This window comes from Streptomyces sp. NPDC056452 (assembly GCF_042796085.1).
Taxonomy (GTDB): Bacteria; Actinomycetota; Actinomycetes; order Streptomycetales; family Streptomycetaceae; genus Streptomyces.
On the sequence record NZ_JBHTRI010000018.1, the window covers coordinates 60,288 to 86,610 of the forward strand.

The following is a 26,323-nucleotide window of genomic DNA, read 5'->3' on the forward strand; positions in this document are numbered from 1 at the left end:
TAGGGCCGGGCTACGGCATCCGGGCCACCGGGTTCTCGATCAGGGTGATCCGGTTGCCGTCGGGGTCGTGGACCGCCGCGAACCGCACACTCCCGGAACCCGGCTGCACGTCCCCCGAGGTGATTCCGCGGCCGGCGAGGTCCGACAGTGCCTTGTCCAGGTCGTCGACGACGAGGTTCACCAGCGACCCGCCGGCGTGCTCGGGCGACTGGAAGACCTGGAGCCAGGCGTCCGCCGAGATGTGCCAGTCGGCCAGCCCGTCCATCGGCCTGGTGTCGGCCGGCCGGCCCAGCAGCCGCTCGTACCACTCGACCGCCGGCTCGATGGCCGTCACCGGCGCTACGGCGAGCACGTGTGTGAATGACATGGGGGCGTCCTCTCAGCGCGGATCCGGCCGTATGGCCGCTTCCACTCCTGTCGACTCCGCCCAGGCCGCAAACTCATCGCGAAGCCGCCCCGCCCGTCAGTGCCCCGCCCGTCAGCTCTGAACGCTCAGCGCGCCATGATGAGGCTCATCGCCTCCGCACGGGTCGCCGGATCCCGCAGCTGGCCGCGGACCGCCGAGGTGATCGTCTTGGCGCCGGGCTTGCGGATGCCCCGCATCGACATGCACATGTGCTCGCACTCGACGACCACGATGACCCCGCGCGGCTCCAGGATCGCCATCAGGGAATCGGCGACCTGCGTGGTGAGCCGCTCCTGGACCTGGGGACGCCGGGCATAGACATCGACGAGCCGGGCCAGCTTGGACAGCCCCGTGATCTTGCCGCTGGTCGCCGGGATGTACCCGACGTGGGCAACACCGCGGAAGGGCACCAGGTGGTGCTCACAGGTGCTGAACACCTCGATGTCCTTGACCAGCACCATCTCGTCGTGACCGAGGTCGAACGTCGTCGTCAGGACGTCCTCGGGCTCCTGGTGCAGCCCGGCGAATATCTCCTTGTACGCGCGCGCCACCCGCCCCGGTGTCTCGCGCAGCCCTTCGCGGTCAGGGTCCTCCCCGACGGCGATGAGGAGCTCGCGTACGGCGGACTCGGCCCGCTTCTCGTCGAAAATGCCGATCGAGCCCTGCCCGTCCAGCGTCACCGGGTCGGTCATCTGTGCCTCGTTCCTCTGTGCTGTCGCAAGCGCATGGTCGCCCCGACATCGCAGGCGTGGCCCGGCCATGTCGCAGGCATACGGAAAAGCCGCGCCCCCACAGGCTAGAACCTGGGGGGCACGGCTTCCATTCCGGGCCTGGTGGTGCGTCCGTGACAGGGGCCACACCGGGTCGGACAGGGGTACTAACTTTCGGGACGCTCCTCCGGAACAGCTTCCGTGGAGGTACCGAAGTCCTTCGACGTGATGTCCTTCGGGGCGATCTCCGCCGGGGTGGCCGAACCGTTGGCAGTGCTCGTGCCGTTGGTCAGTGCCAGCTCCTTGGGAGACAGGACCGGCGGACGCGTCGACGGGGTGCGCCGGGCGGAACCGGTCCACGCCGGGCGGGCCGGACGCCTCACGATCGGGGCGAAGATCTCGGCGATCTGGTCCTTGCCGAGCGTCTCCTTCTCGAGAAGCTCGAGAACCAGTGCGTCGAGGATGTCGCGATTCTCTACGAGGATCTCCCACGCGTCGTTGTGCGCGGTCTCGATGAGCTTCTTGACCTCTTCGTCGACGAGCGCCGCGACCTCTTCCGAGTAGTCGCGCTGGTGGCCCATCTCGCGGCCCACGAAGGGCTCGGTGTTGTCTCCGCCGAACTTGATCGCGCCGAGACGCTCCGTCATGCCGTACTGCGTGACCATCGCGCGGGCCGTGGCAGTGGCCTTCTCGATGTCGTTCGCAGCGCCGGTGGTCGGGTCGTGGAAGACCAGCTCCTCGGCCGCGCGCCCGCCCAGCATGTATGCCAGCTGGTCGAGCATCTCGTTGCGCGTCGTGGAGTACTTGTCCTCTTCCGGGAGCACCATCGTGTAACCGAGGGCGCGGCCGCGGGAGAGAATCGTGATCTTGTGGACCGGGTCCGACTGGGGGGAAGCCGCCGCAACCAGGGCGTGGCCGCCCTCGTGGTACGCGGTGATCTTCTTTTCCTTCTCGGACATGATCCGGGTCCGCTTCTGCGGACCCGCCACGACGCGGTCGATGGCCTCGTCGAGCATCTCGTTGTCGATCAGCTTCCTGTTGCTGCGCGCCGTGAGGAGCGCCGCTTCGTTCAGCACGTTCGACAGATCGGCACCGGTGAAGCCGGGCGTACGACGGGCGACCGCGTTGAGATCGACGTCGGGGGCGACCGGCTTGCCCTTCTGGTGCACCTTGAGGATCTCGAGGCGGCCCTGCATGTCGGGCCGGTCGACGGCGATCTGCCGGTCGAACCGTCCCGGGCGCAGGAGCGCCGGGTCCAGGATGTCCGGCCGGTTCGTGGCGGCGATCAGGATGACGCCGCCCTTCACGTCGAAGCCGTCCATCTCGACGAGCAGCTGGTTGAGCGTCTGCTCGCGCTCGTCGTGCCCGCCGCCCATACCGGCACCGCGGTGCCGGCCGACAGCGTCGATCTCGTCGACGAAGACGATCGCCGGAGCGTTCGCCTTGGCCTGCTCGAAGAGGTCACGCACTCGGGAGGCACCGACACCGACGAACATCTCGACGAAGTCGGAACCCGAGATCGAGTAGAACGGCACGCCCGCCTCGCCCGCGACTGCGCGAGCGAGCAGCGTCTTGCCCGTACCGGGCGGCCCGTACAGCAGGACGCCCTTGGGGATCTTGGCGCCGACGGCCTGGAACTTCGCCGGCTCCTGGAGGAATTCCTTGATCTCGTACAGTTCCTCGACGGCCTCGTCCGACCCCGCCACATCGGCGAAGGTCGTCTTCGGCGTGTCCTTGGTGATGAGCTTGGCCTTGGACTTGCCGAACTGCATGACCTTGGAACCGCCGCCCTGCATCTGATTCATCAGAAACAGGAAGACGACGACGATCAGGACGAAGGGCAGCAGCGAGAGAAGGATCGAGACGAACGGGGACTGCTTCGACGGCGAGACGGTGTAACCCTTCTCGATGTCACCGCTCTCGAACTTCTGCTGCAGCGTGTCGGCCAGCTCGACGCCCTGGTTGCCGATATAGCTCGCCTGGAACTTGCTGCCGGACTCACCCTGGAGCTTCTGGCCGTCCTTCAGCTCGATCTTGAGAATCTGTTCGTCACCGGTGGTCAGCTTGGCCTGCTCCACCTGGTCCTTGCTGATCGCCTGGATCACCTTGCCGGTGTCCACCGTCTTGTAGCCGCCGGACGAGCCGACGACCTGCATCAACACGACCACGGCGAGGACGGCCAGCACGATCCACATGACCGGCCCACGGAAGTATCGCTTCACGTCCATCCATACGGAGCGAAGACGCCCCGTCCCTCCTGCCCGTAGGTAAATGCTGCTGTGAGAAAAGACTGTTCTTCGGACGGTACCCCAGCATTGTCACCCGCGACCGCAGGGGACGTCTGACAAACCCGCCTTCGAAGGCTCCAACGGCGGGAAAGCGATGAGGGTTCCCAGGAGTCCGGCCGGGTTCGGCAGGATCCTTGCGCCGCGTCCGTACGACGGGTCGGCACGCCGCCGGTACGCAGCGTCCGGACGGGGACTCAGCCGCCGTAGACGTGCGGGGCGAGCGTGCCGACGAAGGGAAGGTTGCGGTACTTCTCCGCGTAGTCCAGCCCGTAGCCGACGACGAACTCGTTGGGGATGTCGAAGCCGACCCACTTCACGTCGATCGCGACCTTGGCGGCGTCCGGCTTGCGGAGCAGGGTGCAGACCTCCAGGCTCGCCGGTTCGCGCGAGCCGAGGTTGGTCAGCAGCCAGGACAGCGTCAGGCCGGAGTCGATGATGTCCTCGACGATCAGGACGTGCTTGCCCTTGATGTCGGTGTCGAGGTCCTTGAGGATCCGGACGACGCCCGAGGACTGCGTGCCCGCTCCGTACGAGGAGACGGCCATCCAGTCCATGGTGATCGGGGTGGACAGCGCGCGGGCCAGGTCCGCCATCACCATCACCGCGCCCTTGAGCACGCCGACGATGAGCAGGTCCTTGCCCGCGTACTCCGCGTCGATCTTCGCGGCCAGCTCGACGAGCTTCGCGTCGATCTCTTCCTTGGTGAGGAGCACCGACTGAAGGTCGGTGCCCATGTCCTTCTCGTTCACCCGCGTCTCTTTCTTTGCCTTCCGGACCCGGGCTGTTCCCCGGGCCGGACCGGCCGTTTCGCCTGCACTTCAGCCGCTTGCGCTTCAGCTCTGCCGAATCACCAGTCTGCCACCCTGCCGCAGCGCTTCGATGCGGCCGGGCAGGTTGATGGCCCCCTGGCCGCGCCAGCCGGTGATGAGCCGGTCGACTTCCTCGATGTGGCGGGCGAAGAGCGAACCGGCCGGGGATCCGGCGTCGATCACGGCTCGGCGCAGCACCCGGCGGCGCACCGCGGGCGGCAGGACGGAGAGCTTGGCGCAGTCCAGGCGTCCGTCGTCGTCGCGCACCGACCGGTCGGCCTCGGCGGCCCAGGTGTCCAGGGCGTCGGCATCGTCGCGCGAGAGCTGCGCCGTACGGGCGAGGGCTTCGACGACGCCTTTGCCCAGCGCCTTCTCCAGGGCGGGCAGGCCCTCGTGACGCAGCCGGGAGCGGGTGTAGGCGGGGTCGACGTTGTGGGGGTCGTCCCAGACGGGGATCGACTGGACCAGGCAGGCCTTTCGGGCGGTCTGCCGGTCGAGCTGGAGGAAGGGGCGGCGGTAGCGGCCCGCGGGGCCGGACGCGGCGGCCATCCCGGAGAGCGAACGGATGCCGGATCCACGGGCGAGGCCGAGGAGAACGGTCTCGGCCTGGTCGTCGCGGGTGTGGCCGAGGAGGACGGCGGCGGCGCCGAGGCGCTCTGCGGCGGCGTCCAGTGCGGAGTAGCGGGCATCACGGGCGGCGGCCTCGGGTCCGCCGTCGCGGCCGACGTGAACGGCGACGGCCTCGACCGGGTCGAGCTGCATCTCGGCGAGGCGGGTGACGACCTCGGTGGCGCGGAGTCCGGAGCCCGGCTGGAGGTTGTGGTCGACGGTGATGCCGCCGGCCCTGACGGGAAGCTTGCGCGACTCGAAGGCGAGGGCGGAGGCGAGCGCCATCGAATCGGCGCCCCCGGAGCATGCGACGAGCACCAGCGGGGTATCGGGCCGTTCGGGAAGCGCGGCCCGTCGCGGACCCGCTCCGGCTTCGGCGAACTCGGCTCGGCCGGCCTGTTCGGTGTGGCGGTTGTAGTCGGTGACGACGTCGTGGAGTACGCGGCGGACCGCCAGGCGTATCGCCGCGACCGCAGGATGGGGACCCATGTCCGGTGCCCTTCGGTGAGGTTCTGGGAGGGTGCCTCGGAGCGCCGGGACGCAGAGATCCCGTTACTCAGAGTGCGTCGATGGTGACAGAGCCAAGCTGTCCATCGAGCATTGCACGCCTTCCCATGCCCCTATGGTCCCTCGGATGGGTGATTGGAGGGGCAATCTCATGCCATCGGGCGGGCCATGATCACGAATCTGCCTTACGGTGCACCCTCGCGACCCAGTCCGCCGGCTTGGCGATCTCGGCCTTGGTGGGGAGGGTGTTGGGCGAGGTCCAGACGCGGTTGAAACCGTCCATACCGACCTCGTCGACCACGGCCCGGACGAACTTCTCGCCGTCGCGGTACTGCCGCAGCTTGGCGTCGAGGCCCAGGAGCTTGCGCAGCGCCAGGTCCAGACGGCTCGCACCCCGCGCCCTGCGCTGCTGGAACTTCTCCCGGATCTCCGCGACGGAGCCCACCACTTCGGGCCCCACCCCGTCCATCACGAAGTCCGCATGCCCTTCGAGCAGGGACATCACCGCGGTGAGGCGGCCGAGGATCTCGCGCTGGGCGGGCGTCTGGACGATCTCGACGAGGCTGCGCCCGCCTTCGTCCTCCCCCTGCTCGCCCTCGGGGCGACTGCTGCCCGAGAAGGACTGGGCGGCCTCACGGAGGCGCTCCAGAACGGTCATCGGGTCGACGTCGGTCTCGTCGAGGAACGACTGGATCTCGCCCTGCAGATGATCGCGGAGCCAGGGCACCCCGGTGAACTGCGTGCGATGGGTCTCCTCGTGGAGCGCCACCCAGAGCCTGAAGTCGTGCGGGTCGACATCGAGTTCGCGTTCGACGTGGACGATGTTGGGGGCCACGAGCAGCAGCCTGCCGCCGCCCTTGGCGGAGGCGGGCAGCTCCCGGGTGGCGGGCGCGAACGTCTCGTACTGGCCGAGCACCCGGGAGGCAAGGAACGACAGCAGCATGCCGAGTTCGACACCGGTCACCTTGCCGCCGACGGCGCCGAGCACGGCACCGCCCGGGCCGCTGCCACGCCTCTCCTGCATCTTCCCCAGCAGGGGACGCAGCAGTTCACGGAAGCCGGCGACGTTGGCCCTGATCCAGCCCGCCCGGTCGACGACCAGGACCGGGGTGTCCTCGGGTTCGTGCCCCTCCGGGATCATCCGGGTGAACGAACGGACGTGCTCCTCCGACGCCTTGGCATGTCGGCGGAGTTCCGCGACGACGGCGCGGGCCTCCTCGCGACTGATCTCGGGACCCGGCCGCACAAGCCGGGTCGCAGTCGCGACCGCGAGATTCCAGTCGACCATCTCGGCACCACCGATGCTCGTCATGCGTCAACCGTACGTGAGACGGCCCCCCGGTGGTGGGGTGTCAGCCGCTCAACGGGTGCCTTTGGTGAGGGTGGTGGCCAGGGCGTCGAGAGAGGATTCCGCCTCGCGCGGGGACGTGGTGCCCGATGCCAGGAAGGCGAAGGCGAGCAGCCGGCCCTGTGCGTCGACCGCAGTTCCCGCGAGGGCGTTCACCCCGGTGAGCGTGCCCGTCTTGGCCCGGACCAGGCCGGTGCCTCGGGAGGTCGCGGGGTAGCGGCTGCCGAGCGTTCCGCTGAAGCCTGCGATCGGCAGGCCGGTGAGGACGGGCCTCAGTTCGGGGTGGTCCGGGTCGGCGGCGAGTGCCACCAGGGCCGCGAGCAGGCCGGCCGTCACCTTGTCACCGCGGTCCAGGCCGCTGCCGTCGGCCAGATTCGCACCGGCCAGCGGCAGGCCCAGCTTCTTCAGCCGGTCGGTGACGGCACGCCTGCTTCCCGCGAAGGACGCCGGTCGGCCCGCCTTCAGGGCGGTCTGGCGGACGAGGGCCTCGGCGATGTCGTTGTCGCTGTTGGTCAGCGCCCGTTCGACGAGGGCGGAGAGCGGCTTCGAGAGGTGCGTGGCCACGGTCCTGGACCCGGTTCCGGCCCGCCCGGAGGAGGGGGCGGACCGCGTGCCGACACCCGCCTCGTCGAGCAGGTCCGCGAAGGTGCGGGCGGCGTCACCGGCGGGGTCGGAGGTACGCGGGGCGGGGCCGCGGTCGCTGCTGTCGAGCCGGCCCTCGTCGACCATGAGCGCGCTGACGGGCGCGATGTTCTCGTTGGGGCCGATGGGGTGCAGGGCGGGGCCCGAGTAGCGGGACGTGTCGTACGTCAGCTCGACGGCCGTGGTGCCGCCGTCGCGCAGGGCGCGCGCGGTGTCGGCGGCCAGGCCCCGCAGCGCGGCCTTGTCGAGGGTGGGGTCGCCGCCGCCGACAAGGGTGACCGTGCGGGAGTCCGCGGACACCCGGACCGTCGTGGCGATGCGGTGGCCCGGACCGAGGGCGGACAGCGCGGCGACGGTGGAAGCGATCTTCACGGTGGAGGCGGGGGTCATGGGGGTGGCCGCGCCACGCGCGTACAGCTGTTCGCCGGTGGCCGTGTCGACGACGACCGCGGTGCGTACGGTGCCGAGCGCGGGCGCGTCCAGCAGGGGCGTGAGGGCGGCCTTCAGACCGCTCGCGCCCGCCGGGGCCGTCAGTCCGGCCGTGGCACCCAGGGGGGTGAGTACGGCGAGGGCGCTGGGGGCGGGCTCCGGCAGGGCGGGCGTGGTCCGCCCGTGATGTGCGCCACCTGCGCGCTCCTGGGCAACCGCCCGGTCCTGCTCGGCCTTACGCTGACCGGAGTCCCAGGGACCGGCGGCCAGCACGGCTCCGGCGGCGACCACCAGGCCGAGCACCGCGGAGCCTGCGACGAACCGCCAGTCGTTCGGCCCGGTCCCTCGTTTCAGGTACTTCGATTCTTTCCACTTGCCCCACCTGTTCAACGGTTCGTTCGACGGTCTTTCCACCGGCTCGGCCACCGTTGACCAGCCCCTTTCGCGAGCACTCGTCTGCGTGAGGGACACTTAACCACCAGTCGTATGTGTTGATCATGGAGGAGCCACCCGTGGAGTTCGACGTCGTTATCGAGATCCCGAAGGGTTCGCGGAACAAGTACGAGGTGGATCACGAGACCGGCCGGATCCGCCTGGACCGTCGACTCTTCACCTCGACCAGCTACCCGGCGGACTACGGTTTCGTCGAGAACACCCTCGGCGAGGACGGCGACCCGCTGGACGCGCTGGTCATCCTGGAGGAGCCGACCTTCCCCGGCTGCCTCATCAAGTGCCGCGCGATCGGCATGTTCCGGATGACCGACGAGGCCGGCGGCGACGACAAGCTGCTGTGCGTCCCGGCCTCCGACCCCCGGGTGGAGCACCTGCGCGACATCCACCACGTGTCGGAGTTCGACCGCCTGGAGATCCAGCACTTCTTCGAGGTCTACAAGGACCTGGAGCCCGGCAAGTCCGTCGAGGGCGCCGACTGGGTCGGCCGCACCGAGGCCGAGGCCGAGATCGAGGCCTCCTACAAGCGCCTCGAGGCGCAGGGCGGCGCGCACTGACGTGATCCTTCCGGTTCCGCTTCCGGGCGGAGCCGAACGGATCGCGGCGCATCGGGCCGAGCGGCCCCGCTGACCGTACGAGGAATGGGCGGCGCACCTTTCACCGGTGCGCCGCCCTTTCGCGTGGCAGCCCATGTCCGTGCCCATACTGGGCAGAAGCGCAGCCGAGGACACGCGCAGCCGAGGAGGAACGAGGTCGAGTGGTGGCGGAACAGGGCGGTCCGGAGGACCAGAAGCCCCAGTCCGACGAGGCGCGCAGCGCCTTCGTCCCACCTGCCGGGGTGGAGCAGCCTTCGCCCCCGTCGGAGGACGACCACCCCACATCGGAATTCGCCCTTCCGGCCGGTCTGCACACCGATCCGTCGGCGACCCAGGGACCGGGCCAGGGTTCCGCTTCCGGCCAGGGCGGGAGCGCGGCCGCCGAGGCCCTGAGCTCCGCCTTCGTCCCGCCGAGCGGGTACAACGCGCAGCATCAGCCGCCCGCCTTCACCCCGGCGCACGGCATCCCGATGGTCCGGCTGACCAAGGAAGCCCCTTGGCAGGACCGGATGCGCACGATGCTGCGGATGCCCGTGACGGAGCGTCCGGCACCCGAGAGCGTGCAGAGGACCGACGACTCGGGCCCCGCGGTCCCCCGTGTGCTCGACCTGACGCTGCGTATCGGGGAGCTGCTCCTCGCGGGCGGCGAGGGTGCCGAGGACGTCGAGGCGGCCATGTTCGCGGTGACGCGCTCGTACGGGCTCGACCGGTGCGAGCCGACGGTCACCTTCACCCTGCTGTCCATCTCGCACCAGCCGTCGCTGGTCGAGGACCCCGTGACGGCGAGCCGTACCGTGCGCCGCCGGGGTACCGACTACACCCGGCTGGCCGCCGTCTTCCAGCTGATCGACGACATCACCACCGCGGAACACGTCGAGGTCTCGCTGGAGGAGGCCTACCGGCGCCTCGCCGAGATCCGCCGTAACCGGCACCCTTACTCGGGCTGGGTGCTGACGGCCTCGGCCGGCCTGCTCGCCGGTTCGGCATCGGTGCTGGTCGGCGGTGGTGTGCTGGTCTTCATCGTGGCAGCGGCCGGGGCGATGCTCGGGGACCGGCTGGCCTGGCTCTGCGCCGGCCGCGGGCTGCCCGAGTTCTACCAGTTCATGGCCGCGGCCATGCCGCCCGCCGCGATGGGCATCGCGCTGACCCTCACCCATTCGACCGATGTCCGTCCGTCCGCGGTGATCACCGGTGGGCTGTTCGCACTGCTGCCGGGGCGTGCCCTGGTGGCGGGTGTGCAGGACGGCCTGACCGGCTACTACATCACCGCGGGTGCCCGGCTGCTCGAAGTCATGTACTTCTTCATCGGCATCGTCGCCGGGGTGCTGCTGATGCTCTATCTGGGTGTCCAGCTCGGTGCCGAGCTGAACCCGGAAGCGCAGTTCGTGCCCAACGACCGGCCGGTGCTGCAGATCCTGGCCTCGATGGCCCTCAGCCTGGCCTTCGCCATCCTGCTCCAGCAGGAGCGCTCGACGGTGCTCGCCGTGACCCTCAACGGTGGCGTGGCCTGGATCATCTACGGGGCGATGGCCCGTACCGGCGGCATCTCGCCGGTGGCGGCGACAGCGGTGGCGGCCGGTCTGGTCGGACTGTTCGGCCAGCTGTTCTCCCGCTACCGGTACACGTCGTCGTTGCCGTTCATCACGGCGGCGATCGGCCCGCTGCTGCCGGGCTCCGCGACGTACTTCGGGCTGCTGGGTGTGGCCCAGAACGAGCTGGACACCGGGCTCGCCTCGCTCTCCACCGCGGTGGCGACGGCGCTGGCCATCGCCATCGGGGTGAATCTCGGGGGCGAGATCTCCCGGCTCTTCATGCGGGTGCCCGGAGCGGTCGAGGGGCCGACCCGCCGGGCGGCCAAGCGGACACGCGGCTTCTGATACGCGAACGGCGCCCTGGTCCCGTGACGGGACCAGGGCGCCGTGTGCCTCGCCGGACGCGCGGTCAGCGCTTGGCGTGCCGTCCGCGCTGGCCGGAAGCGCCACCCTGCCCGTTGCCCGGACCGTTGCCAGGGCCGTTGTCGTACGGACCCGCGCCCGGGCCACCGTTGTACGGGCCGTTGCCCGGGCCGCTGTACGGGCCCGCACCGGGGCCGCCGCGGTAGGGGCCGTTGTCCGGTCCGCCGCGGTAGGGACCGTTGTCCGGTCCGCCGCCGTACGGTCCGTTGTCCGGTCCGCCGCCGTACGGGCCGTTGCCGTAGGGGTCCGCGCCGGGGCCGTCGTCGCTGGGGCCCCGCTCCTCGCGCCGGGCCTCCGCCGCGGCCTCCTTCTTGGACCTGCTGCGGGCGCGCAGGAACTCGACCGCGATCGGCACCACCGAGATCAGCACGATCAGGATGAGGATCAACTCGATGTGCTCGTGCACGAAGTCGATCTTGCCGAGAGCGGCGCCGAGCACCGTGACCCCGACGCCCCAGAGGATGCCGCCGATGATGTTGAACGTGATGAACGAGCGGTAGTTCATCCGGCTCACACCGGCGATGATCGGCGTGAAGGTCCGGACGACGGGGACGAAGCGGGCCAGCACCAGCGACTTCGGTCCGTACTTCTCGAAGAACTCGTGGGCCTTCTCCACGTTCTCCTGCTTGAAGAGACGGGAGTCCGGGCGTCTGAAGAGGGCCGGGCCCACCTTGCGGCCGAAGAGGTAGCCGACCTGGTCACCGATGATCGCCGCCAGGGCGACCAGGGTGCACACCAGCCAGAGCGGGTACTTCAGGTCACCGGTGGTCACCAGCAGACCCGTGGTGAACAGCAGGGAGTCGCCCGGCAGGAAGAAGCCGATCAGCAGCCCGGACTCGGCGAAGACGATGAGCAGGAGGCCGGGAAGCCCGAACGTGTTGAGCAGGTAATCCGGGTCCAGCCAGCTCGGGCCGAGCGCAAGCGTATTCAAGGGTCCGGGCTCCAGGATCGATCGATGGCGGCTGCGTGGCCGTTCCAAAGCTACCAACGCTGCGGGACGCCTCTGGGTTCCAGTGGCGTAAGCAGGGATGCGTGCGGTACGAACCGGGGCAAAGCTGTCCTCAGGAGGTGCCACCCCATGGGCATTGAGGACTACGGCGGCGGACAGACGGCTCAGGCGGACGTGCTCGTCGTCACCACGAATGACGTACCCGGCCACCAGGTGACGCAAGTCATCGGCGAGGTCTTCGGACTCACCGTCCGCTCCCGCCATCTCGGCAGCCAGATCGGCGCGGGCCTGAAGTCGATGATCGGCGGGGAGCTGAAAGGGCTGACCAAGACCCTGGTCGAGACCCGCAACCAGGCGATGGAGCGGCTCGTCGAGCAGGCCAGGGCGCGCGGCGCCAACGCGGTGCTGATGATGCGGTTCGACGTGAGCGAGGCGGCCGACGTGGGCACGGAGGTCTGCGCCTACGGAACCGCGGCCGTGATCAGCAAAACCTGACCGCCGCCCCACGCCCCCGCTCTCTCCCGACCCGCTTCCCGGAGGTTCCCGCATGCCCACGTCGGTCAACGTCGCCGTCGTCTACTACTCCTCGACCGGCACCGTCGCAGCGATCGCCCAGGCCATCGCCAAGGACGCCGAGAACGCCGGCGCCCAGGTACGGCTGCGCAGAGCCGCCGAGCTCGCCCCGCAGGCCGCCATCGACTCCAACCCGGCGTGGGCCGCGAACGCCGAGGCGACGGCAGACATCCCCGAGGTCGCGCCGGACGACATGATCTGGGCGGACGCGGTGATCCTCGGCACACCCACCCGGTACGGCAACGTCACCGCCCAGCTCAAGCAGTTCCTCGACACCCTGGGCGGCCTGTGGCAGGCGGGAAAGCTCGCCGACAAGGTCTACAGCGGCTTCACCTCCACCAGCACGGCCCACGGCGGCCAGGAGTCCACGCTTCTCGCGCTCTACAACACGGTCCACCACTTCGGCGGCATCCTCGTCACCCCGGGCTACACGGACCCGTCGAAGTTCGTCGACGGCAATCCGTACGGCACCTCGCACGTCGCGGGGCAGGGCGACATCCCGGTCGGTGAGCAGACCCTGACCGCGGCCAGGGTCCAGGCCGAACGCGTCGTGAAGTTCACCCGGGCCCTCAAGGCCGGACTCGCGGCCGAGAACTGAGAGGGATTTCCGCAGATGGCTCTCCACAAGGGTTCCCAGGACAAGGTCCCGTCCGACAAGCAGCGCAGGCTCGCCCTCAACCCCTTCTTCGGGGAGGCGGACCCGACCGCGCCGATGGACACCGCGCCGCCCAGGCACCAGCTGCCGGACGGTCCGCTGCCGCCGTCGACCGCGTACCGGCTCGTCCACGACGAGCTGATGCTCGACGGCAACTCCCGGCTGAACCTCGCCACGTTCGTCACCACCTGGATGGAACCCCAGGCCGATGTGCTGATGAGCGAGTGCCGCGACAAGAACATGATCGACAAGGACGAGTACCCCCGCACCGCCGAACTGGAACGGCGCTGCGTGGCGATGCTCGCGGACCTCTGGCACGCCCCGGACCCGGCGACCGCCGTGGGCTGCTCGACCACCGGTTCCAGCGAGGCCTGCATGCTGGCAGGGATGGCGCTCAAGCGGCGCTGGGCGGCAAGGAACAAGGACCGCTACCCGGCGACCGCACGGCCCAATCTGGTGATGGGCGTCAACGTGCAGGTCTGCTGGGACAAATTCTGTACGTTCTGGGAGGTCGAGCCCCGCCAGGTCCCCATGGAGGGCGAGCGCTTCCACCTGGACCCGCAGGCGGCCGCCGATCTCTGCGACGAGAACACCATCGGCGTGGTGGGCATCCTCGGCTCCACCTTCGACGGCTCGTACGAGCCGATCGCCGAGCTCTGTGCCGCACTGGACGAGCTCCAGGAGCGCACCGGCCTCGACATCCCCGTCCATGTGGACGGGGCGTCCGGAGGAATGGTGGCGCCCTTCCTCGACGAGGACCTGGTGTGGGACTTCCGCCTGCCCCGGGTCTCCTCGATCAACACCTCCGGGCACAAGTACGGTCTGGTCTACCCGGGGGTCGGCTGGGCCCTGTGGCGCTCGCCGGCCGAACTGCCCGAGGACCTCGTCTTCCGGGTCAACTATCTGGGCGGCGACATGCCGACCTTCGCCCTGAACTTCTCCCGGCCCGGCGCGCAGGTGGTGGCCCAGTACTACACGTTCCTGCGGCTGGGCCGGGAGGGCTACCGGGCGGTTCAGCAGGCGTCCCGGGATGTGGCACGCGGGCTGGCCAAGGAGTTCGAGGCACTGGACGGCCTCCGCCTCCTCACCCGGGGCGACGAACTGCCGGTGTTCACGGTGACGACGGAGCCCGGCGTGGACGCGTACGACGTCTTCGACGTGTCGAGGCGGCTGCGTGAGAACGGCTGGCTGGTGCCCGCGTACACCTTCCCCGCCAACCGCCAGGACCTGTCGGTGCTGCGGGTGGTGTGCCGCAACGGGTTCTCCTCGGACCTCGCGGAGCTGCTCCTGGAGGACATGCGCAGACTCCTGCCCGAACTCCGCAGCCAGTCAGGCCCGCTGAGCCGCAAGCACGGGCCGCAGACCGGCTTCCACCACTGAGGGCGGCGCCGGTCAGCGGCTGAGCCGGGCGAACTTCCCTACGGCCAGCGGGAGGAACAGCGCGGTCAGTGCCACCGGCCAGACCACCGCGAGCAGTTCGGCGTGTTCGGCAGCCCAGGATCCCCCGGCCCCGCCCGGGTTGCCGAACAGGTCGCGCACGGCCGTCGCCGTGGCCGACATCGGGTTCCACTCGACGACCGCGCCCAGCCAGCCCGGCATCGACTCCGGCGACGCGAAGACGTTGGAGAGGAAGCCGATCGGCCAGACCAGGATCTGCACCGCCTGCACCATCTCCGGCTTCCCCGCGACCATCGCCAGGTGGATGCCGATCCACAGCATCGCGAACCGCAGGAGGAGCAGCAGTCCCACCGCTCCCAGCGCGGCGGCCGGCCCGTTGTGCCAGCGCCAGCCGACCGCGTAGCCCACACCGATCATCACGGCGAGCGCGGCCACCGACTGGAGCATGTCCGCGACGCTCCGACCGACCAGGACCGTGCCGGAGACCATCGGCATGGAGCGGAACCGGTCGATGACCCCCTTGTTGAGGTCCTGGGTGACGGCGAGCATCGTCCCCTCCAGGCCGAAGGCCATGGTGAGCGCGAGCATGCCGGGCACCAGGAACTCGGTGTTGTCCCCGTTGACGCCCTGGCCGCCGCCGACCAGGTAGTTGAACATCAGGAGCAGCATCACCGGGAAGACCAGGCCGACGACCATCTGCACCGGCTGCCGGGCCCAGTGCGCCAGTTCGCGCCGGGTCATCGTCCAGGAGTCGGTCAGCGCCCAGCCGATGGCGCTCCCTCCCGCCGTTGCCGTACTCATACCGCCACCGCCGCATCCGTTGCCATGTGCACCGCTTCGTCCGTCCCGGTGAGGGACAGGAACACCTCGTCGAGCGTCGGGCGGCGCACCGCGATGTCCTCCGCCTCGATGCCCGCCTCCTCCAGCGCCCGCACCGTCCGGGTCAGGGCCGCCATCCGGTCCGGGGCCGGGGCGCTGAGCAGCCGCCGGTCCGCGTCCACGCTCACGCCCTCCCCCAGGAGTCGCGCGGCGGCACCGAGCAGGGTCACGTCGTGGACGACCACATCGATACGGTCGCCGCCGACCATCGCCTTGAGCTGGTCGGCCGTCCCTTCCGCGATGGCCCTGCCCTTGTCGATCACCGAGATCCGGTCGGCCAGCTGGTCCGCCTCCTCCAGGTACTGCGTGGTCAGCAGGACGGTCGTGCCGCCCGCGGCCAGCGAGCGCACGGCGCTCCACACCTCGGTCCGGCCGCGCGGGTCGAGTCCGGTCGTGGGCTCGTCCAGGAAGAGCACTTCCGGATCCGTGATCAGGGACGCGGCCAGGTCGAGGCGGCGGCGCATGCCTCCGCTGTACTGCTTGACCGCCTTGCGTCCGGTGTCCGCGAGCCCGAACCGCTCGAGGAGCTCGTCGGCCCGCACGCCCGCGCGGCGTGCGCCCAGGTGGTAGAGCCGGCCGAACATCTCCAGGTTCTGCCGACCGCCGAGCTCCTCGTCGACGGCGGCGCTCTGCCCGAGCAGTCCGATCCTCCGGCGGATCTCGGCGGCCTTGTCCCGCACGTCGAACCCCGCCACCTCGGCCCGGCCCTCGTCGGGCCTCAGCAGGGTCGACAGGATGCGAACGGCGGTGGTCTTGCCCGCCCCGTTGGGGCCGAGCACTCCGTGTACGGCGCCGCTGCGGACGGTGAGGTCCAGTCCGTCCAGCGCCCGCTTCTCCCCGTATCGCTTGTGAAGTCCTTCGACGACGATCGCGTCGCTCACGATCCCACCAGCCCTCCGGATCACGTAGTCAAACTTGACTAGCTCGTCGAAGGTAAGCCATCCGGCCACATTCGTCAAACTTGATTAGACGGAGTCCCCCGGGTCGGGAACCCCTGTCGCGTACGGGTTCTCCTGCCCCTCGGACAGCACCCCGACGAAGGGCTCCCCCTCACCCGCGAAGGTGTACGCCCCGCCCTCGATCCGCTCGATCAGACCGCGGGTCCACTCGGCTCCCGCGTCCGCCGAGTGGATCCACAGATGCATGATCTCGCCGATGTGCCCGAGCGACTCGGGGCCGTCCGCCGGCGTGTAGTACTCCGTGACCGAGGTCCGCCAGCCCTCGATGGCGGCGATGCGCTCACGCAGCAGAGCGACCGCCTCGGACCGTTCGAGGTCGACGATGAAGCCGATGCCCGCCGAGAGCACGTCCATGCCCTGGTCGTACGACGTGAGCGCCGCGCGCAGCAGGGAAAGGAACTCCTCGGTGCCCTGCTCGGTGATCTCGTACTCGGTACGGGGCGGGCCGCCGGCCGTGGAGGGGGCGGTCTCGTGCGCGAGGAGCAGGCCTTGCTTCGCCATCTGCTTCAGCGCGTGGTAGATCGAACCCGGCTTGGCGTTGGACCACTCGTGCGCGCCCCAGTACTCGAGGTCGTTGCGGACCTGATAGCCGTGCGCGCGGCCGTGCTGACGTACCGCACCGAGGACCAGCAGCCGGATCGCGGACATACCACCCACCCTTTGTATTCAACTTTGACTAGGGTAGCCCGCCTCCTCGGCGACCAGCTGGAGGGCGGTCCTGCCGTCCAGCGATTCGCGGATGATGTCGGCGTGCCCCGCATGCCGTGCGATCTCCTCGACGAGATGGACCAGCAGCCAGCGCATGGAGCAGCGCTCGTTCTTCGGGTACCAGGGCGCCTCGGGAAGCGGAAAGGTGTCGTTCATGCTGTCGACCCCGTGGATGAAGGCCTCGGTCTCGGCAGCGACCTTCGCCCAGAACTCGACCACTTGCGGAACGGTCTCGTCACCCACGAGGCGGAAGCTGTCGGCCCAGGTCTCCGCGTCGCGCTGCCGCTCGTTCGGCAGCTGCTGGGCCATCCGCAGCCAGTTCAGCTCCGTCTCGGCCACGTGCTTGACCAGCCCGGACAGGGAGAGCTCACTGACACTGGGCCGGCGTGCCGCCTGCTCCTCGGTGAGCCCCAGAACGGAGCGCCGGACCGCGCCGCGCTGCGCCTCGACGAAGGCCAGGAGCGCGCCGCGCTCGTCGCCGGGGGCCTCTGAGGGAACGTGAGTGACCATGATGTCTGCCTTCGGTGGTACGTGACGGTATTGCCTACCCCGTCAACGTACGGACCCGTCAGGCCGGCCCCTGTCCCTGACCGCGGGTGTCAGAAGGGAAAAACCGTTCGCCCGTACTGGATCGAGATCCACCTCTGGGTGGTGAAGGCCTCCACGGCAGCCTCCCCGTTCAGCCGCCCCATGCCGGACATCTTCTCGCCCCCGAACGCGACCAGCGGATCGTCCTGCACGGTGGCGTCGTTGACATGGAACATCCCGCTCGTGATGCGTCGGGCGAACCGCACCCCGCGCTCCGCGTCCGCCGTGTGCACCGCGCCGCTCAGCCCGTAGGGACTGTCGTTGGCGATCCGTACGGCCTCGTCCTCGCCGTCGAACGGCACGAGCAGCGCGACCGGGCCGAATATCTCCTGCTCGAGCAGCGGCGAGTCGTCCGGCAGGCCGGACAGCACGGTGGGCTCGACGAGACTGCCGCGGGTGCGGCCCCGTACGAGCGCGGTCGCTCCCGCCGCGAGCGCCTCGTCGACCAGCGTCTTGAGCGCCTCGGCCTGGAACTCGCTGATGACCGGGCCGATCCTGGTGTCCGGGTCGCGCGGGTCGCCCGTCGTGAGCGCGGCGACCGCCGCGGTGAACCGCTCGGTGAACTCCCGCTCGACCGACCGGTCGACCAGGATGCGGTTGGCGGCCATGCTGACCTGCCCCTGGTACAGGAAGCGGCTGAAGACGGCCGCCCGGACCGCGTAGTCGATGTCCGCGTCCTCCAGCACCACCAGGGCGCTGTTGCCGCTCAGTTCGAGGATCGTCTTCTTGAAGAGTCCGGCGGCGGTGGCCGCGACATGGCGCCCGACCCGGTCCGAGCCGGTGAACGAGATCACCTTGGGCACGGGGTGCTCGATGAACGCGTCGCCGATCTCCGCGCTGTCGGTGATCACGATGTTGAGCAGCCCGGCCGGCAGCCCGGCGTCCTCGAAGATCTTGGCGACCAGCCCCCCGCCGACGATCGGGGCGTTCTGGTGGGGCTTCACCACCACCGCGTTACCGAGCGCGAGAGCGGGGGCGACCGTCTTCATCGTCACCAGGAAGGGGAAGTTGAAGGCGCTGATCACGCCTATGACTCCGACAGGCAGCCGGTAGACCCGGTTCTCCTTGCTGTCGGCGACCGAGGGCAGCAGCCGCGCCGAGGGGCGGAGCGTCTGCCGGACCGCCTCGCGCAGGAACTCCTGGGCGGCATCGGCCTCGTACTCGGCCTTGAACCGCGTGCCGCCGAGCTCGTCGATGATCGCCTCGACGATGTCGTTCCGGCGCTCACCCATCAGGCGTACGGCGTTTTCGAGAACGGCCCTGCGCTCGTACGCCGTGGCCGCCGCCCAGGTCGTCTGGGCGCGCTCGGCAGCCCGGTAGGCCCGGTCGACCTCCGCCGCGGTGGCCACCGTGATGGCACCGAGCTTTTCGCCGTTGTAGGGATTGAAATCAATGATGTCCCACGAGCCGCTGCCGGTCAGCCACTCGCCGTCGATGTACTGGTGGGCCAGTTCATTGAAGAAGGACATGCAATCCCTTACTGCAGGCGCAGACTCCTGTCGGTAGCTCATCGTACGTGTGAATCACGTCAGTTGAAGGAGACCGCGAAGGAGATCCCGGCTCTCTTCGGGCCCCGGGCTCTCCGCGTGCAGCCGGGCCATGGCCTTTTCGTACTGGGCGACTTCCTCGGCCTTGTCCAGATAGAGCGCACTTGTCAGCTGCTCCAAATAGACAATGTCCGACAGATCGGATTCCGGAAAGCTCAGCATGGTGAATGCGCCGCTCTCACCCGCATGGCCGCCGAAACTGAAGGGCATCACCTGAAGGGTGATGTTCGGCTGTTCCGACATGTCGATGAGATGCCGCAACTGGGCACGCATCACGTCGCGCTCACCGTAGGGACGGCGCAGCGCCGCCTCGTCGAGCACGGCGTGGAAGCGGGGCGCCCGCTCGGAGACGAGCACCTTCTGGCGTGCCAGCCGCAGCGCGACCCGCCGGTCGATCTCCGCCGGGGGAGCTCCGCGCATGCCGCGCGAGACGACGGCATGGGCGTACGCCTCGGTCTGCAACAGGCCGTGGACGAACTGGACTTCGTAGATCCGGATGAGCGAGGCCGCCCCCTCCAGACCGATATACGTCTGGAACCAGCCGGGCAGCACATCGCCGTAACTGTGCCACCAGCCCGCCACATTGGCCTCACGGGCCAGACCGAGGAGGGAGTCCCGCTCCGCCTCGTCCGTGACTCCGTACAGCGTGAGCAGGTCCTCGACGTCCCTGGCCTTGAAGCTCACCCGTCCCAACTCCATGCGGCTGATCTTCGATTCGGAGGCGCGGATGGAGTAGCCGGCCGCCTCACGGGTGATGCCGCGCGACTCGCGCAGGCGCCTGAGCTGTGAGCCCAGCAGGATGCGCCGCACCACAGATCCACTCGACTCGCCTGCCGGCACTGGTCCAACCCTCCCCATCGCTTCCCGGACTCCGGGGTCCCCCCGAACCCCGGAGCCGGATTCTGCCACCAAAACGCTTCAGCCCGTACTCATTCGATTACGGAAATGGCAAGAGTTCGGGAAAGCTCCGAAACTTGATGCCGGAAGAAATGAGTAAGAACCGGCACGCTACCGGGCAGGTCCGGCGCGTGCACGTGCATCTGCCCTTGCATCTGCCGTGCGCATTCGGAACCATGGTCCTCGCGCACCTGCGTGCTCGTTCGTGTTGTGCCGCTGTACCCCGCAGTACCGCTACAACCAGCAGTGCCGCTACAGCCGCGAATCCCGGGAGTGCCTCGCATGGGGACGAATGGATCGACGATGCTCGAGCCGTTACGGCAGGGGCTTCCACCCATCGACCCCTCGGCGGTCGCGGGTTCGGCCTCCTGCGCGTTGCCGGCCCGGTTCGAAGCGGTGGGCGGCGCGCGGAAGTTCACCCGTACGACTCTGACCTCGTGGGATCTCGGCGACCGCTTCGACGATGTCGCCCTGGTCGTCTCCGAGCTGGTCACCAACGCGCTGCGGCACGCCCTTCCCGCCGACCTCGCGTGCGAGCGCCAGGACACGTCCGTACGGCTGCATCTGATGCGCTGGACCTCACGGCTGGTGTGCGCGGTGCGCGATCCCAGTGACAAGAGCCCGGTGGCGGGCGAAGCCGCGGACTCGGCCGAATCGGGCCGTGGTCTCTTCCTGGTGGAGTCGTTCAGCGACGGCTGGGGCTGGCACCCCTCCCCCGTGCTGGCCGGCGAGCAGCAGACGGCCGGCGCGCGCCGCGGCAAGGTGGTCTGGGCACTGTTCCGGCTGTCGGACAGGTCCGCGGCGGACGGTGCGGTTCCGGAGCGCCCGCTCCGCGACAGCGCGGTGCCGGCCGAGGCAATTCCCGACAGCGTGTAGGGCAGGGCGGCGGAAGCGACGCTTTCAGCCGCCCGTCGCCAGATGGTCGAACTCCCCGTCCTTGACGCCCAGCAGCAGCGCCTCTATCTCGGCCGGCGTATAGACGAGGGCGGGCCCGTCGGGGTGGCGCGAGTTGCGCATCGCCACATTCCCTCCGGGCAGTTTCGCGAACTCCACGCAGGACCCCTGGGAGTTGCTGTGTCTGCTCTTCTGCCAGACGACTCCGCGAAGCTCTGTGGCCGCCATGCCGTTGTACACGTGGTGCACAGGACGCTCCCCGAGTTGCAAGGTGCAAGTGTCAACTAGCTCGGATCATAGCTGTGTTCATATGCCAATGCATGAGCAGATGCACGTGCACAGGGGGTATGCGCGCGATTACAGCTTTCCCGGCCGACCGGGGCACCCCGCTCTGGGAGAGACGAACGGCACGCCTATTTGGCTCCCTCTTCCGGAAGTTGTTCTGTTCTCCCCTGGTAGCTTGGCGCGGACTTTTGACCGCGAATCAACAAGGGGGAACTCCACATGGACAGGCTCGTACGTTCCGGCGCCGTCCTGGCCGCCGGGCTCGTCGCCGCTCTCACGCTCACCGCGTGCGGCAGCGGGGACGACAGCGGCAAGGGGAAGGAATCCGGCACGGGATCCGATGCCGGGCAGAGCGCCACACCCGGCGCCGGCAGCGAGGACAGCGGCACCCCGGGCGCCGAGGCGGCCGCGCTGGACGGCACGTGGGCGGGCCTGTCCGACGGCAAGGCCGTCGCCCTTTCCGTCGCCTCGGGCAAGGTGGCGCTCGTCGCCGACCAGCACGTCTGCCAGGGCGATGTGAAGGACATGGGCGAGGTGATGCTCGCGCTGAAGTGCACCGACGGCAACACCGACCGCACCATGGGATCCATCGTGTCCAACGACGGCACCACGCTCGTCGTCTCCTGGGACGCCGGCGGCAAGGACACCCTGACGAAGACCGAGGCCGGCAAGCTGCCGACCGGCCTGCCGGACGTCCCCGCCCCCTGACGCACCGCCGGCCCCGGATCCCGCCGGGCGGCCTTCGGTCGCCCGGTCGGACGTCGCCCGGCCGGCTCTCACACCCTGCGCTTGCCCTTGGGGAGGTCCAGGCCCCGCGCGAACTCCTCCAGGGCGTCGAGCAGCATGGCGGCTCCGCTGCGCACGAAGGCGTTGGGCGGGGGCACCGCCTCCGGGTGGCCCTCCGGCCTGTCCCAGCCCGCGAGTACCTGGCGCACCGGTTCCCAGTCCGGCACACGGCGCTCCCGCACCGCCTTCGCGCCCTGTTCGGAGACCCGCCGCAGCGTGGCCGCCAGGTCCGCCGCCCCCGGCACAGGGGTGGCCGTACCGGCCGGCAGATGAGCCTCCATCAGCATCGTGACCCTGCCGAACTGGGCAAGGGCGTGCTGGGCCTCGTCGGCGGAGAGGCGGGAGATGCCGCGGTGGCGTACGGGTTCGTGCCGGGCGGTCGCCAACGCCTCCTGCCAGGCGACGCGCGCCTCACGGGTGGCGAGCAGCGCGTTCCGCACATCGGAGTCGTTCCGGGCCGCCGGCTCCGCGTACCCGTCGAGGACGGTCGCCGCGTACCGCGCGTCCGTGATCAGCCAGCGGGCCAGCCGGTTGCGCAGCCGCGGGGTCTCCCAGGCCGGGTAGACGGCGTACGAGACCATCGCGAGCATGCCTCCGGCGAGCGTGAGGACCACCCGCTCGGTGACGGTCTGCGACCAGTCCTCCCCCGCCATTCCGAGCAGGAAGACGACGTAGGCGGAGACGCAGGCCTGGGCGACCGCGTATCCGCTGCGCATCAGCAGGTACATCAGCCACGCACAGATCACCGCGAGGACGGCGGCGAGCGTCACGCCCGGCTCGACCGCCTGGACGAGGCCTGTGGCGAGGGCCACTCCGACGACGGTGCCGCCGAACCGGGCGACGGACCGTGAGTACGTCTGCGAGAAGTCCGGGCGCATCGCCATCACCGCTGCCATCGGCGCCCAGTAGCCGTGCCCGAAGGGCAGTGCGGCGCCCAGCAGGAAGCCGAGGGTGGCGACCGCCGAGAGCCTGACGGCGTGCCGCAGGATCGGCGACTCCCTGCGCAGCTCGCGACGCATCGCCGTCAGCGCCACCGGGACGAGCCGCAGCAGGCTCTGCCGGCGCCGGGTGTCCGCGGCGTGCCCGGCCGGCTCACGGGTGCCGGCGCCCTCGGCGATCTCGATGACGTCCGCGAGGAGTGCGTCGAGCCGGTCGGCGGCGCGGCGCGGCGGCCCGGCCAGGATCACCTCGTTGTCGGGGGTACCCAGGACCCCCAGGTCGGTGGCGGCGAGGTGGACGGGCTCCCCGTGCCGGACCGCTTGGGCCGCCGCGTCCAGTACGGATCCGGCCGCGCCGAGCAGCTCCCGCACCCAGACCCGCTCCAGCCCGTCGCCGGGTACTCCCAGTGCCGGATCCGCCAGTGAGGCGAGGACCGGCCGCAGCCGCTCGGCGACGCCCCGGGCGCCGTGCAGTTCGACGGGGAGCCGGCGGGCCTCACGGGGGGTGATGGCGGCGGCGCTGCGGGCGGTCATCAGCGGTACGGGGTCGAAGGGCGCGACCGGGTCGTGGCGCAGCCTGCGGGCGTAGTCGGCCTCGGCGGCCAGCGCGTCGGCGAGCGCGTCGCGCTGGGCGCCCCATCTGCGTACCGGGAACAGCACGATCAGGGCCGCCTGGACCAGCCCCCCGAACGCCATCATCGCGGCGTGCGCGGCGGCTTCGGCGACGGAGCCGGGAAGGGTGATCGTGACCAGCATGATCGCGACGTTGGATGCCGCGAGGATGCCGGCCGTGGGGCCCACGGCCCAGGTCATCCCCGCGGCGAACGTCCAGAGCGCCAGCAGGACCAGGAACACGGCGGGCTGGGTGATGCTGACGTAGCCGACGAAGGTCGACACAGCCAGGCTGCTGCCGGAGATCAGGGCGAGCACGGGCCGGGGTCGCCAGCTTCGCTCGAAGGTGGCGATCGCCGCCTGGAAGGCCCCGAAGGCGGAACTGGCCGCGATCACCGGGCCGAAGAGGGCGAGGGACAGCCCGACGACGAGGGCGAGGCCCGCGGCACCGCGCAGAGCGATCAGCGGTTCGAGACGCTGTCGCTCGATGCTCAGCCCCGAGCGAGCGGTCTCCTTCAGCGCCCGGAGCCAGCTCATGAGGGCGAGCCTAACCGCATTCCACCGCAAGCCCGACTTATGCCGCTCCCTCGGCGCTATCTGTCGATTTCCGGTCCTCTGCCGCCCATCCTGGCCCGGTCCGCGGCGGCTGTGCCGTGGGTCCAGCCCTCGGCGTCCGTGACGCCGCGCACCCGGGAGGTGGTGGTCCGCGGGAACATCCGCTCCGCCGCGTCCGTGACCGCGACGTCCCGGGCCGCGAGGACGGGCAGCAGACCACCGCCGGGGGCGTCGCCGGGTTCACCCGGCGATCGGCTGCCGGCGTCGGCCGCCGCCGTGACGCGTGCGGTGTCGTCGGCGAGGCGGCTGCCCAGACGCTGGGCGTACGCCATCAGGAAGGACTGCCGGAAGGTCTTCGTCCGCTTGCGCCCGCCGGCCCTCTGCCCGGCCTCCGCCTTCGTCATCGCTGCCGTGCCCTGCACCAGCAGGGAGGTGAAGAGAAGCTCCACGGCTTCCAGGTCCGGTTCGAAGCCGACGACCGTGGTGAAGCCGAGATCGCTGTTCCACACGGCCCGGCAGCGGTTCGCGGATGCGATCGAGTCGAGCAGGATCGCCTTCGCGCTCTCGTACGGGGCATCGACCCCGATCCTGCAGGCTCCCGGCGTACCGGAGCCGTGGGTACGGGCGGCGAGCAGCGCCTCGTCGATGCTGTGCCGGGCCATCAGTTCCTGCGCCTTGGTGGTGAGCGCCTCCGCCTCCTCCGGGAAACCGGTCGCCTCCGCCTTGGCGAGCAGGGCACGGATCCGGGTGAGCATCCGGGGTTCGCCGTGGGCGGGCGGCCGGTGGAGGTCGTCGGCAGCGGTGCCGGGCGGCGGGCCGACCGGCTCGATCACCGGCAGCCGCAGGAGGAGGCGGTACAGCTCAAGCAGCCCGGAGGCGTACGTGAAGCGGTCGGGCCGGTTGCGCGGCGCCGGGGCGGGCAGACCCGCGAGCTGGTCCGCCCAGCGCGGTGGGAGCTGTCCGTAGCGCGCCGCCTCCGCGGTGATCAGCGCGGCTGCGAGCCCGGCCCCGGCCTCGTCCAGCTCGCGCCGGACGATCCGTACGACATCGGCGGGCTGCCAGCCGCGCGCCCAGGCACGCCGCAGGAAGTCCTCGCCGCGCAGGTGCAGCGCGTCGTCGGCCGACGGATCGGCGGCGAGGAGGGAGGCCCCGGTGTCCAGTCCGGCGTCACCGTCCGAGTAGAGGGCCGCCGCGCATGCCTGGTCGATCACCGATTCCATCAGGTCAGGGTAGGCGGGACGGGGCGGCCGGGACCGGTCGGCCCGGGGACGCCGTGCCTCTTAGTGCGCCCCGGGAAGCAGCACGAGCTTTCCGCGTACGTGCCCCGCCTCGCTCAGCTCGTGCGCCCTCGCCGCGTCACGGAGCGCGAACGTCTGCGCGACCGGAATCCGCAGCTCGCCGACCGCGGCCAGTGCCGCGTACTCCGCGAGACGTTCGGCCTCGTCCTGACGTTCGCCGCCGCCCGCCGAGAAGGCCACGCCGTACTTCGCCGCGTCCGCGTCCGCGATGGTGACGATCCGGTCGGCCGTACCCCCGCGCAGCTCGACCGAGGCGGCCAGCGCGCCCTTGCCCGCGGCGTCGAACACCGCGTCCACGCCCTGCGGCGCCAGCGCGCGGACCCGTTCCACGAGCCCGTCCCCGTACTCCACCGGGATCGCGCCGAGCACCCGCAGGTAGTCGTGGTTGGCCGGCGATGCCGTCCCGATGACCGTGGCGCCCCGGGACGCCGCCAGCTGGACCCCGGCGGAACCCACCGCTCCGGCCGCTCCGTGCACCAGCAGGGTGTCGCCCTCGGTCACCGCCAGCTCATCCAGCACCCGGGCGGCTGTCGCCGTCGCCACCGGCAGGGCCGCGGCCTCCTCCCAGCCCAGCTCCTGCGGCTTGGGCGCCACGGCGTCCGCGTCGGCCAGGGCGTGGGCGGCGTACGCGCCGGTGGCGCTCCGGCCGAGGACCTCGTCGCCGACCGAGAACCCCGTGACTCCCTCCCCCGTCTCGTCGACGACGCCGGCGAACTCACTGCCGGGTGTGGCGGGCAGCGGGGTGGGGAAGGCCGCCTCCATCCAGCCGTTGCGGATCTTGTAGTCGACCGGGTTGACCCCGGCGGCCCTGACCGCCACCCGGATCTGCCCGGGTCCTGCGTGGACGTCGTCGGTCCGGACGAGGCGCAGTACCTCGGGGCCGCCGAACTCCTCGTACACGATCGCTTCCATCACCTGTCTCCTCCGCCCTTCGCCGCGCACCGGGACACGCAGCGCGTCCCTCACCGATACTCGCGGCTGCCCCGCCCGCCCGCCCGGCGAGCCGCGCCCGCCACACCCCTGTCGATGTCAGTGCCGGGTGCCAGACTCGGC

At 70.3% G+C, this 26,323-nt stretch carries 24 protein-coding genes and 1 pseudogene; 7 read left to right on the plus strand and 18 right to left on the minus strand.

The features are described 5' to 3' along the window. Positions 1-10: 10 nt before the first annotated feature. The 7 genes from ACFQ6X_RS19065 to dacB all read right to left on the minus strand — a co-directional run bounded on the left by ACFQ6X_RS19065 (position 11) and on the right by dacB (position 8,174). A complete protein-coding gene (locus ACFQ6X_RS19065) occupies positions 11-367 on the minus strand; it encodes a VOC family protein (protein ID WP_383182876.1) in 357 nt (118 codons plus the stop codon). A 125-nt stretch (positions 368-492) separates the two neighbouring features. Then, positions 493-1,098 (minus strand): GTP cyclohydrolase I FolE, encoded by a 606-nt coding sequence (gene folE / locus ACFQ6X_RS19070; RefSeq protein ID WP_329209752.1) that lies wholly within the window; start codon positions 1,096-1,098, stop codon positions 493-495. 185 nt (positions 1,099-1,283) lie between these two features. Next, positions 1,284-3,344, minus strand: a complete 2,061-nt coding sequence (gene ftsH, locus ACFQ6X_RS19075) for an ATP-dependent zinc metalloprotease FtsH (protein ID WP_383182878.1) — start codon at positions 3,342-3,344, stop codon at positions 1,284-1,286. Between the two features lie 254 nt (positions 3,345-3,598). Beyond that, positions 3,599-4,138, minus strand: coding sequence for a hypoxanthine phosphoribosyltransferase (gene hpt, locus ACFQ6X_RS19080; protein WP_329215242.1), 540 nt, complete (start codon positions 4,136-4,138; stop codon positions 3,599-3,601). Between the two features lie 99 nt (positions 4,139-4,237). Then, the gene (tilS, locus tag ACFQ6X_RS19085) at positions 4,238-5,311 is read right to left on the minus strand and encodes a tRNA lysidine(34) synthetase TilS (protein ID WP_383182880.1); all 1,074 of its coding nucleotides are present in this window, start codon (positions 5,309-5,311) and stop codon (positions 4,238-4,240) included. A 190-nt stretch (positions 5,312-5,501) separates the two neighbouring features. Next, the gene (locus ACFQ6X_RS19090) at positions 5,502-6,641 is read right to left on the minus strand and encodes a zinc-dependent metalloprotease (protein WP_383182882.1); all 1,140 of its coding nucleotides are present in this window, start codon (positions 6,639-6,641) and stop codon (positions 5,502-5,504) included. 48 nt (positions 6,642-6,689) lie between these two features. Further along, positions 6,690-8,174 (minus strand): D-alanyl-D-alanine carboxypeptidase/D-alanyl-D-alanine-endopeptidase, encoded by a 1,485-nt coding sequence (gene dacB, locus ACFQ6X_RS19095; protein WP_383182884.1) that lies wholly within the window; start codon positions 8,172-8,174, stop codon positions 6,690-6,692. Between the two features lie 86 nt (positions 8,175-8,260). Between dacB and ACFQ6X_RS19100 the strand changes: the two genes are divergently transcribed. Both ACFQ6X_RS19100 and ACFQ6X_RS19105 read left to right on the plus strand, forming a co-directional pair. Further along, positions 8,261-8,755: an inorganic diphosphatase gene (locus tag ACFQ6X_RS19100; protein ID WP_014155500.1), complete on the plus strand. Its 495-nt coding sequence runs from the start codon at positions 8,261-8,263 to the stop codon at positions 8,753-8,755. A 200-nt stretch (positions 8,756-8,955) separates the two neighbouring features. Then, positions 8,956-10,671: a threonine/serine exporter ThrE family protein gene (locus ACFQ6X_RS19105; RefSeq protein ID WP_383182886.1), complete on the plus strand. Its 1,716-nt coding sequence runs from the start codon at positions 8,956-8,958 to the stop codon at positions 10,669-10,671. Between the two features lie 319 nt (positions 10,672-10,990). Here the strand turns inward: ACFQ6X_RS19105 and ACFQ6X_RS19110 are convergent. Beyond that, positions 10,991-11,680, minus strand: a pseudogene (locus ACFQ6X_RS19110) (DedA family protein); the annotation flags it as partial. Positions 11,681-11,827: 147 nt separating this feature from the next. On the opposite strand from ACFQ6X_RS19110, the gene ACFQ6X_RS19115 reads away from it, so the two are divergent. Genes ACFQ6X_RS19115 through ACFQ6X_RS19125 form a run of 3 tightly spaced genes read left to right on the plus strand, consistent with a single transcriptional unit; the run spans position 11,828 to position 14,306 of the window. Continuing rightward, positions 11,828-12,193: a YbjQ family protein gene (locus tag ACFQ6X_RS19115; protein WP_329209740.1), complete on the plus strand. Its 366-nt coding sequence runs from the start codon at positions 11,828-11,830 to the stop codon at positions 12,191-12,193. 52 nt (positions 12,194-12,245) lie between these two features. Beyond that, positions 12,246-12,869 carry an NAD(P)H:quinone oxidoreductase gene (wrbA, locus tag ACFQ6X_RS19120; RefSeq protein ID WP_383182889.1) on the plus strand — a complete coding sequence of 208 codons (624 nt, stop codon included), beginning with the start codon at positions 12,246-12,248 and terminating at the stop codon, positions 12,867-12,869. Positions 12,870-12,884: 15 nt separating this feature from the next. Continuing rightward, on the plus strand, positions 12,885-14,306 hold the full coding sequence (locus ACFQ6X_RS19125) for a glutamate decarboxylase (protein ID WP_383182891.1): 1,422 nt from the start codon (positions 12,885-12,887) through the stop codon (positions 14,304-14,306). A gap of 12 nt (positions 14,307-14,318) precedes the next feature. On the opposite strand, the gene ACFQ6X_RS19130 is transcribed toward ACFQ6X_RS19125, so the two are convergent. The 6 genes from ACFQ6X_RS19130 to ACFQ6X_RS19155 form a co-directional block, all read right to left on the minus strand. Further along, positions 14,319-15,125, minus strand: coding sequence for an ABC transporter permease (locus ACFQ6X_RS19130; protein WP_329209733.1), 807 nt, complete (start codon positions 15,123-15,125; stop codon positions 14,319-14,321). Further along, a complete protein-coding gene (locus tag ACFQ6X_RS19135; protein ID WP_383182894.1) occupies positions 15,122-16,084 on the minus strand; it encodes an ATP-binding cassette domain-containing protein in 963 nt (320 codons plus the stop codon). Before ACFQ6X_RS19135 ends, ACFQ6X_RS19130 begins: the two co-directional genes overlap by 4 nt. A gap of 84 nt (positions 16,085-16,168) precedes the next feature. Beyond that, complete coding sequence (locus tag ACFQ6X_RS19140; RefSeq protein WP_383182896.1) at positions 16,169-16,810, minus strand: PadR family transcriptional regulator; 642 nt, start codon at positions 16,808-16,810, stop codon at positions 16,169-16,171. A gap of 18 nt (positions 16,811-16,828) precedes the next feature. Further along, the gene (locus ACFQ6X_RS19145; protein WP_383182898.1) at positions 16,829-17,380 is read right to left on the minus strand and encodes a DinB family protein; all 552 of its coding nucleotides are present in this window, start codon (positions 17,378-17,380) and stop codon (positions 16,829-16,831) included. Positions 17,381-17,469: 89 nt separating this feature from the next. Continuing rightward, complete coding sequence (locus ACFQ6X_RS19150) at positions 17,470-18,927, minus strand: aldehyde dehydrogenase family protein (RefSeq protein WP_383182900.1); 1,458 nt, start codon at positions 18,925-18,927, stop codon at positions 17,470-17,472. A gap of 54 nt (positions 18,928-18,981) precedes the next feature. Continuing rightward, positions 18,982-19,863, minus strand: a complete 882-nt coding sequence (locus tag ACFQ6X_RS19155; protein WP_383182902.1) for a helix-turn-helix domain-containing protein — start codon at positions 19,861-19,863, stop codon at positions 18,982-18,984. Positions 19,864-20,184: 321 nt separating this feature from the next. Between ACFQ6X_RS19155 and ACFQ6X_RS19160 the strand changes: the two genes are divergently transcribed. Next, positions 20,185-20,778 carry an ATP-binding protein gene (locus ACFQ6X_RS19160; protein WP_383182904.1) on the plus strand — a complete coding sequence of 198 codons (594 nt, stop codon included), beginning with the start codon at positions 20,185-20,187 and terminating at the stop codon, positions 20,776-20,778. Positions 20,779-20,802: 24 nt separating this feature from the next. Here the strand turns inward: ACFQ6X_RS19160 and ACFQ6X_RS19165 are convergent, their stop codons facing one another. Further along, on the minus strand, positions 20,803-21,045 hold the full coding sequence (locus ACFQ6X_RS19165) for a DUF397 domain-containing protein (protein ID WP_056793446.1): 243 nt from the start codon (positions 21,043-21,045) through the stop codon (positions 20,803-20,805). A gap of 255 nt (positions 21,046-21,300) precedes the next feature. Here ACFQ6X_RS19165 and ACFQ6X_RS19170 point away from each other — a divergent pair, with 255 nt between their 5' ends. Beyond that, positions 21,301-21,789, plus strand: coding sequence for a hypothetical protein (locus ACFQ6X_RS19170; RefSeq protein ID WP_383182906.1), 489 nt, complete (start codon positions 21,301-21,303; stop codon positions 21,787-21,789). A 68-nt stretch (positions 21,790-21,857) separates the two neighbouring features. Here the strand turns inward: ACFQ6X_RS19170 and ACFQ6X_RS19175 are convergent, their stop codons facing one another. The 3 genes from ACFQ6X_RS19175 to ACFQ6X_RS19185 are packed head-to-tail and all read right to left on the minus strand — an operon-like array spanning position 21,858 to position 26,182. Continuing rightward, positions 21,858-23,954 carry an FUSC family protein gene (locus ACFQ6X_RS19175; protein WP_383182908.1) on the minus strand — a complete coding sequence of 699 codons (2,097 nt, stop codon included), beginning with the start codon at positions 23,952-23,954 and terminating at the stop codon, positions 21,858-21,860. A 56-nt stretch (positions 23,955-24,010) separates the two neighbouring features. Continuing rightward, complete coding sequence (locus ACFQ6X_RS19180) at positions 24,011-25,192, minus strand: DUF2786 domain-containing protein (RefSeq protein ID WP_383182910.1); 1,182 nt, start codon at positions 25,190-25,192, stop codon at positions 24,011-24,013. A 60-nt stretch (positions 25,193-25,252) separates the two neighbouring features. Next, complete coding sequence (locus ACFQ6X_RS19185) at positions 25,253-26,182, minus strand: NADP-dependent oxidoreductase (protein WP_383182912.1); 930 nt, start codon at positions 26,180-26,182, stop codon at positions 25,253-25,255. Positions 26,183-26,323 lie beyond the last annotated feature (141 nt).

What these genes read in the sequence shown, in the direction of transcription:
- ACFQ6X_RS19065 (WP_383182876.1), bottom strand. Translation starts at nt 367, where the DNA reads ATGTCATTCACACACGTGCTCGCCGTAGCGCCGGTGACGGCCATCGAG.
- folE (WP_329209752.1), bottom strand. Translation starts at nt 1,098, where the DNA reads ATGACCGACCCGGTGACGCTGGACGGGCAGGGCTCGATCGGCATTTTC.
- ftsH (WP_383182878.1), bottom strand. Translation starts at nt 3,344, where the DNA reads ATGGACGTGAAGCGATACTTCCGTGGGCCGGTCATGTGGATCGTGCTG.
- hpt (WP_329215242.1), bottom strand. Translation starts at nt 4,138, where the DNA reads ATGGGCACCGACCTTCAGTCGGTGCTCCTCACCAAGGAAGAGATCGAC.
- tilS (WP_383182880.1), bottom strand. Translation starts at nt 5,311, where the DNA reads ATGGGTCCCCATCCTGCGGTCGCGGCGATACGCCTGGCGGTCCGCCGC.
- ACFQ6X_RS19090 (WP_383182882.1), bottom strand. Translation starts at nt 6,641, where the DNA reads ATGACGAGCATCGGTGGTGCCGAGATGGTCGACTGGAATCTCGCGGTC.
- ACFQ6X_RS19115 (WP_329209740.1), top strand. Translation starts at nt 11,828, where the DNA reads ATGGGCATTGAGGACTACGGCGGCGGACAGACGGCTCAGGCGGACGTG.
- wrbA (WP_383182889.1), top strand. Translation starts at nt 12,246, where the DNA reads ATGCCCACGTCGGTCAACGTCGCCGTCGTCTACTACTCCTCGACCGGC.
- ACFQ6X_RS19125 (WP_383182891.1), top strand. Translation starts at nt 12,885, where the DNA reads ATGGCTCTCCACAAGGGTTCCCAGGACAAGGTCCCGTCCGACAAGCAG.
- ACFQ6X_RS19130 (WP_329209733.1), bottom strand. Translation starts at nt 15,125, where the DNA reads ATGAGTACGGCAACGGCGGGAGGGAGCGCCATCGGCTGGGCGCTGACC.
- ACFQ6X_RS19140 (WP_383182896.1), bottom strand. Translation starts at nt 16,810, where the DNA reads ATGTCCGCGATCCGGCTGCTGGTCCTCGGTGCGGTACGTCAGCACGGC.
- ACFQ6X_RS19145 (WP_383182898.1), bottom strand. Translation starts at nt 17,380, where the DNA reads ATGGTCACTCACGTTCCCTCAGAGGCCCCCGGCGACGAGCGCGGCGCG.
- ACFQ6X_RS19150 (WP_383182900.1), bottom strand. Translation starts at nt 18,927, where the DNA reads ATGTCCTTCTTCAATGAACTGGCCCACCAGTACATCGACGGCGAGTGG.
- ACFQ6X_RS19155 (WP_383182902.1), bottom strand. Translation starts at nt 19,863, where the DNA reads ATGGGGAGGGTTGGACCAGTGCCGGCAGGCGAGTCGAGTGGATCTGTG.
- ACFQ6X_RS19160 (WP_383182904.1), top strand. Translation starts at nt 20,185, where the DNA reads ATGGGGACGAATGGATCGACGATGCTCGAGCCGTTACGGCAGGGGCTT.
- ACFQ6X_RS19170 (WP_383182906.1), top strand. Translation starts at nt 21,301, where the DNA reads ATGGACAGGCTCGTACGTTCCGGCGCCGTCCTGGCCGCCGGGCTCGTC.
- ACFQ6X_RS19175 (WP_383182908.1), bottom strand. Translation starts at nt 23,954, where the DNA reads ATGAGCTGGCTCCGGGCGCTGAAGGAGACCGCTCGCTCGGGGCTGAGC.
- ACFQ6X_RS19180 (WP_383182910.1), bottom strand. Translation starts at nt 25,192, where the DNA reads ATGGAATCGGTGATCGACCAGGCATGCGCGGCGGCCCTCTACTCGGAC.
- ACFQ6X_RS19185 (WP_383182912.1), bottom strand. Translation starts at nt 26,182, where the DNA reads ATGGAAGCGATCGTGTACGAGGAGTTCGGCGGCCCCGAGGTACTGCGC.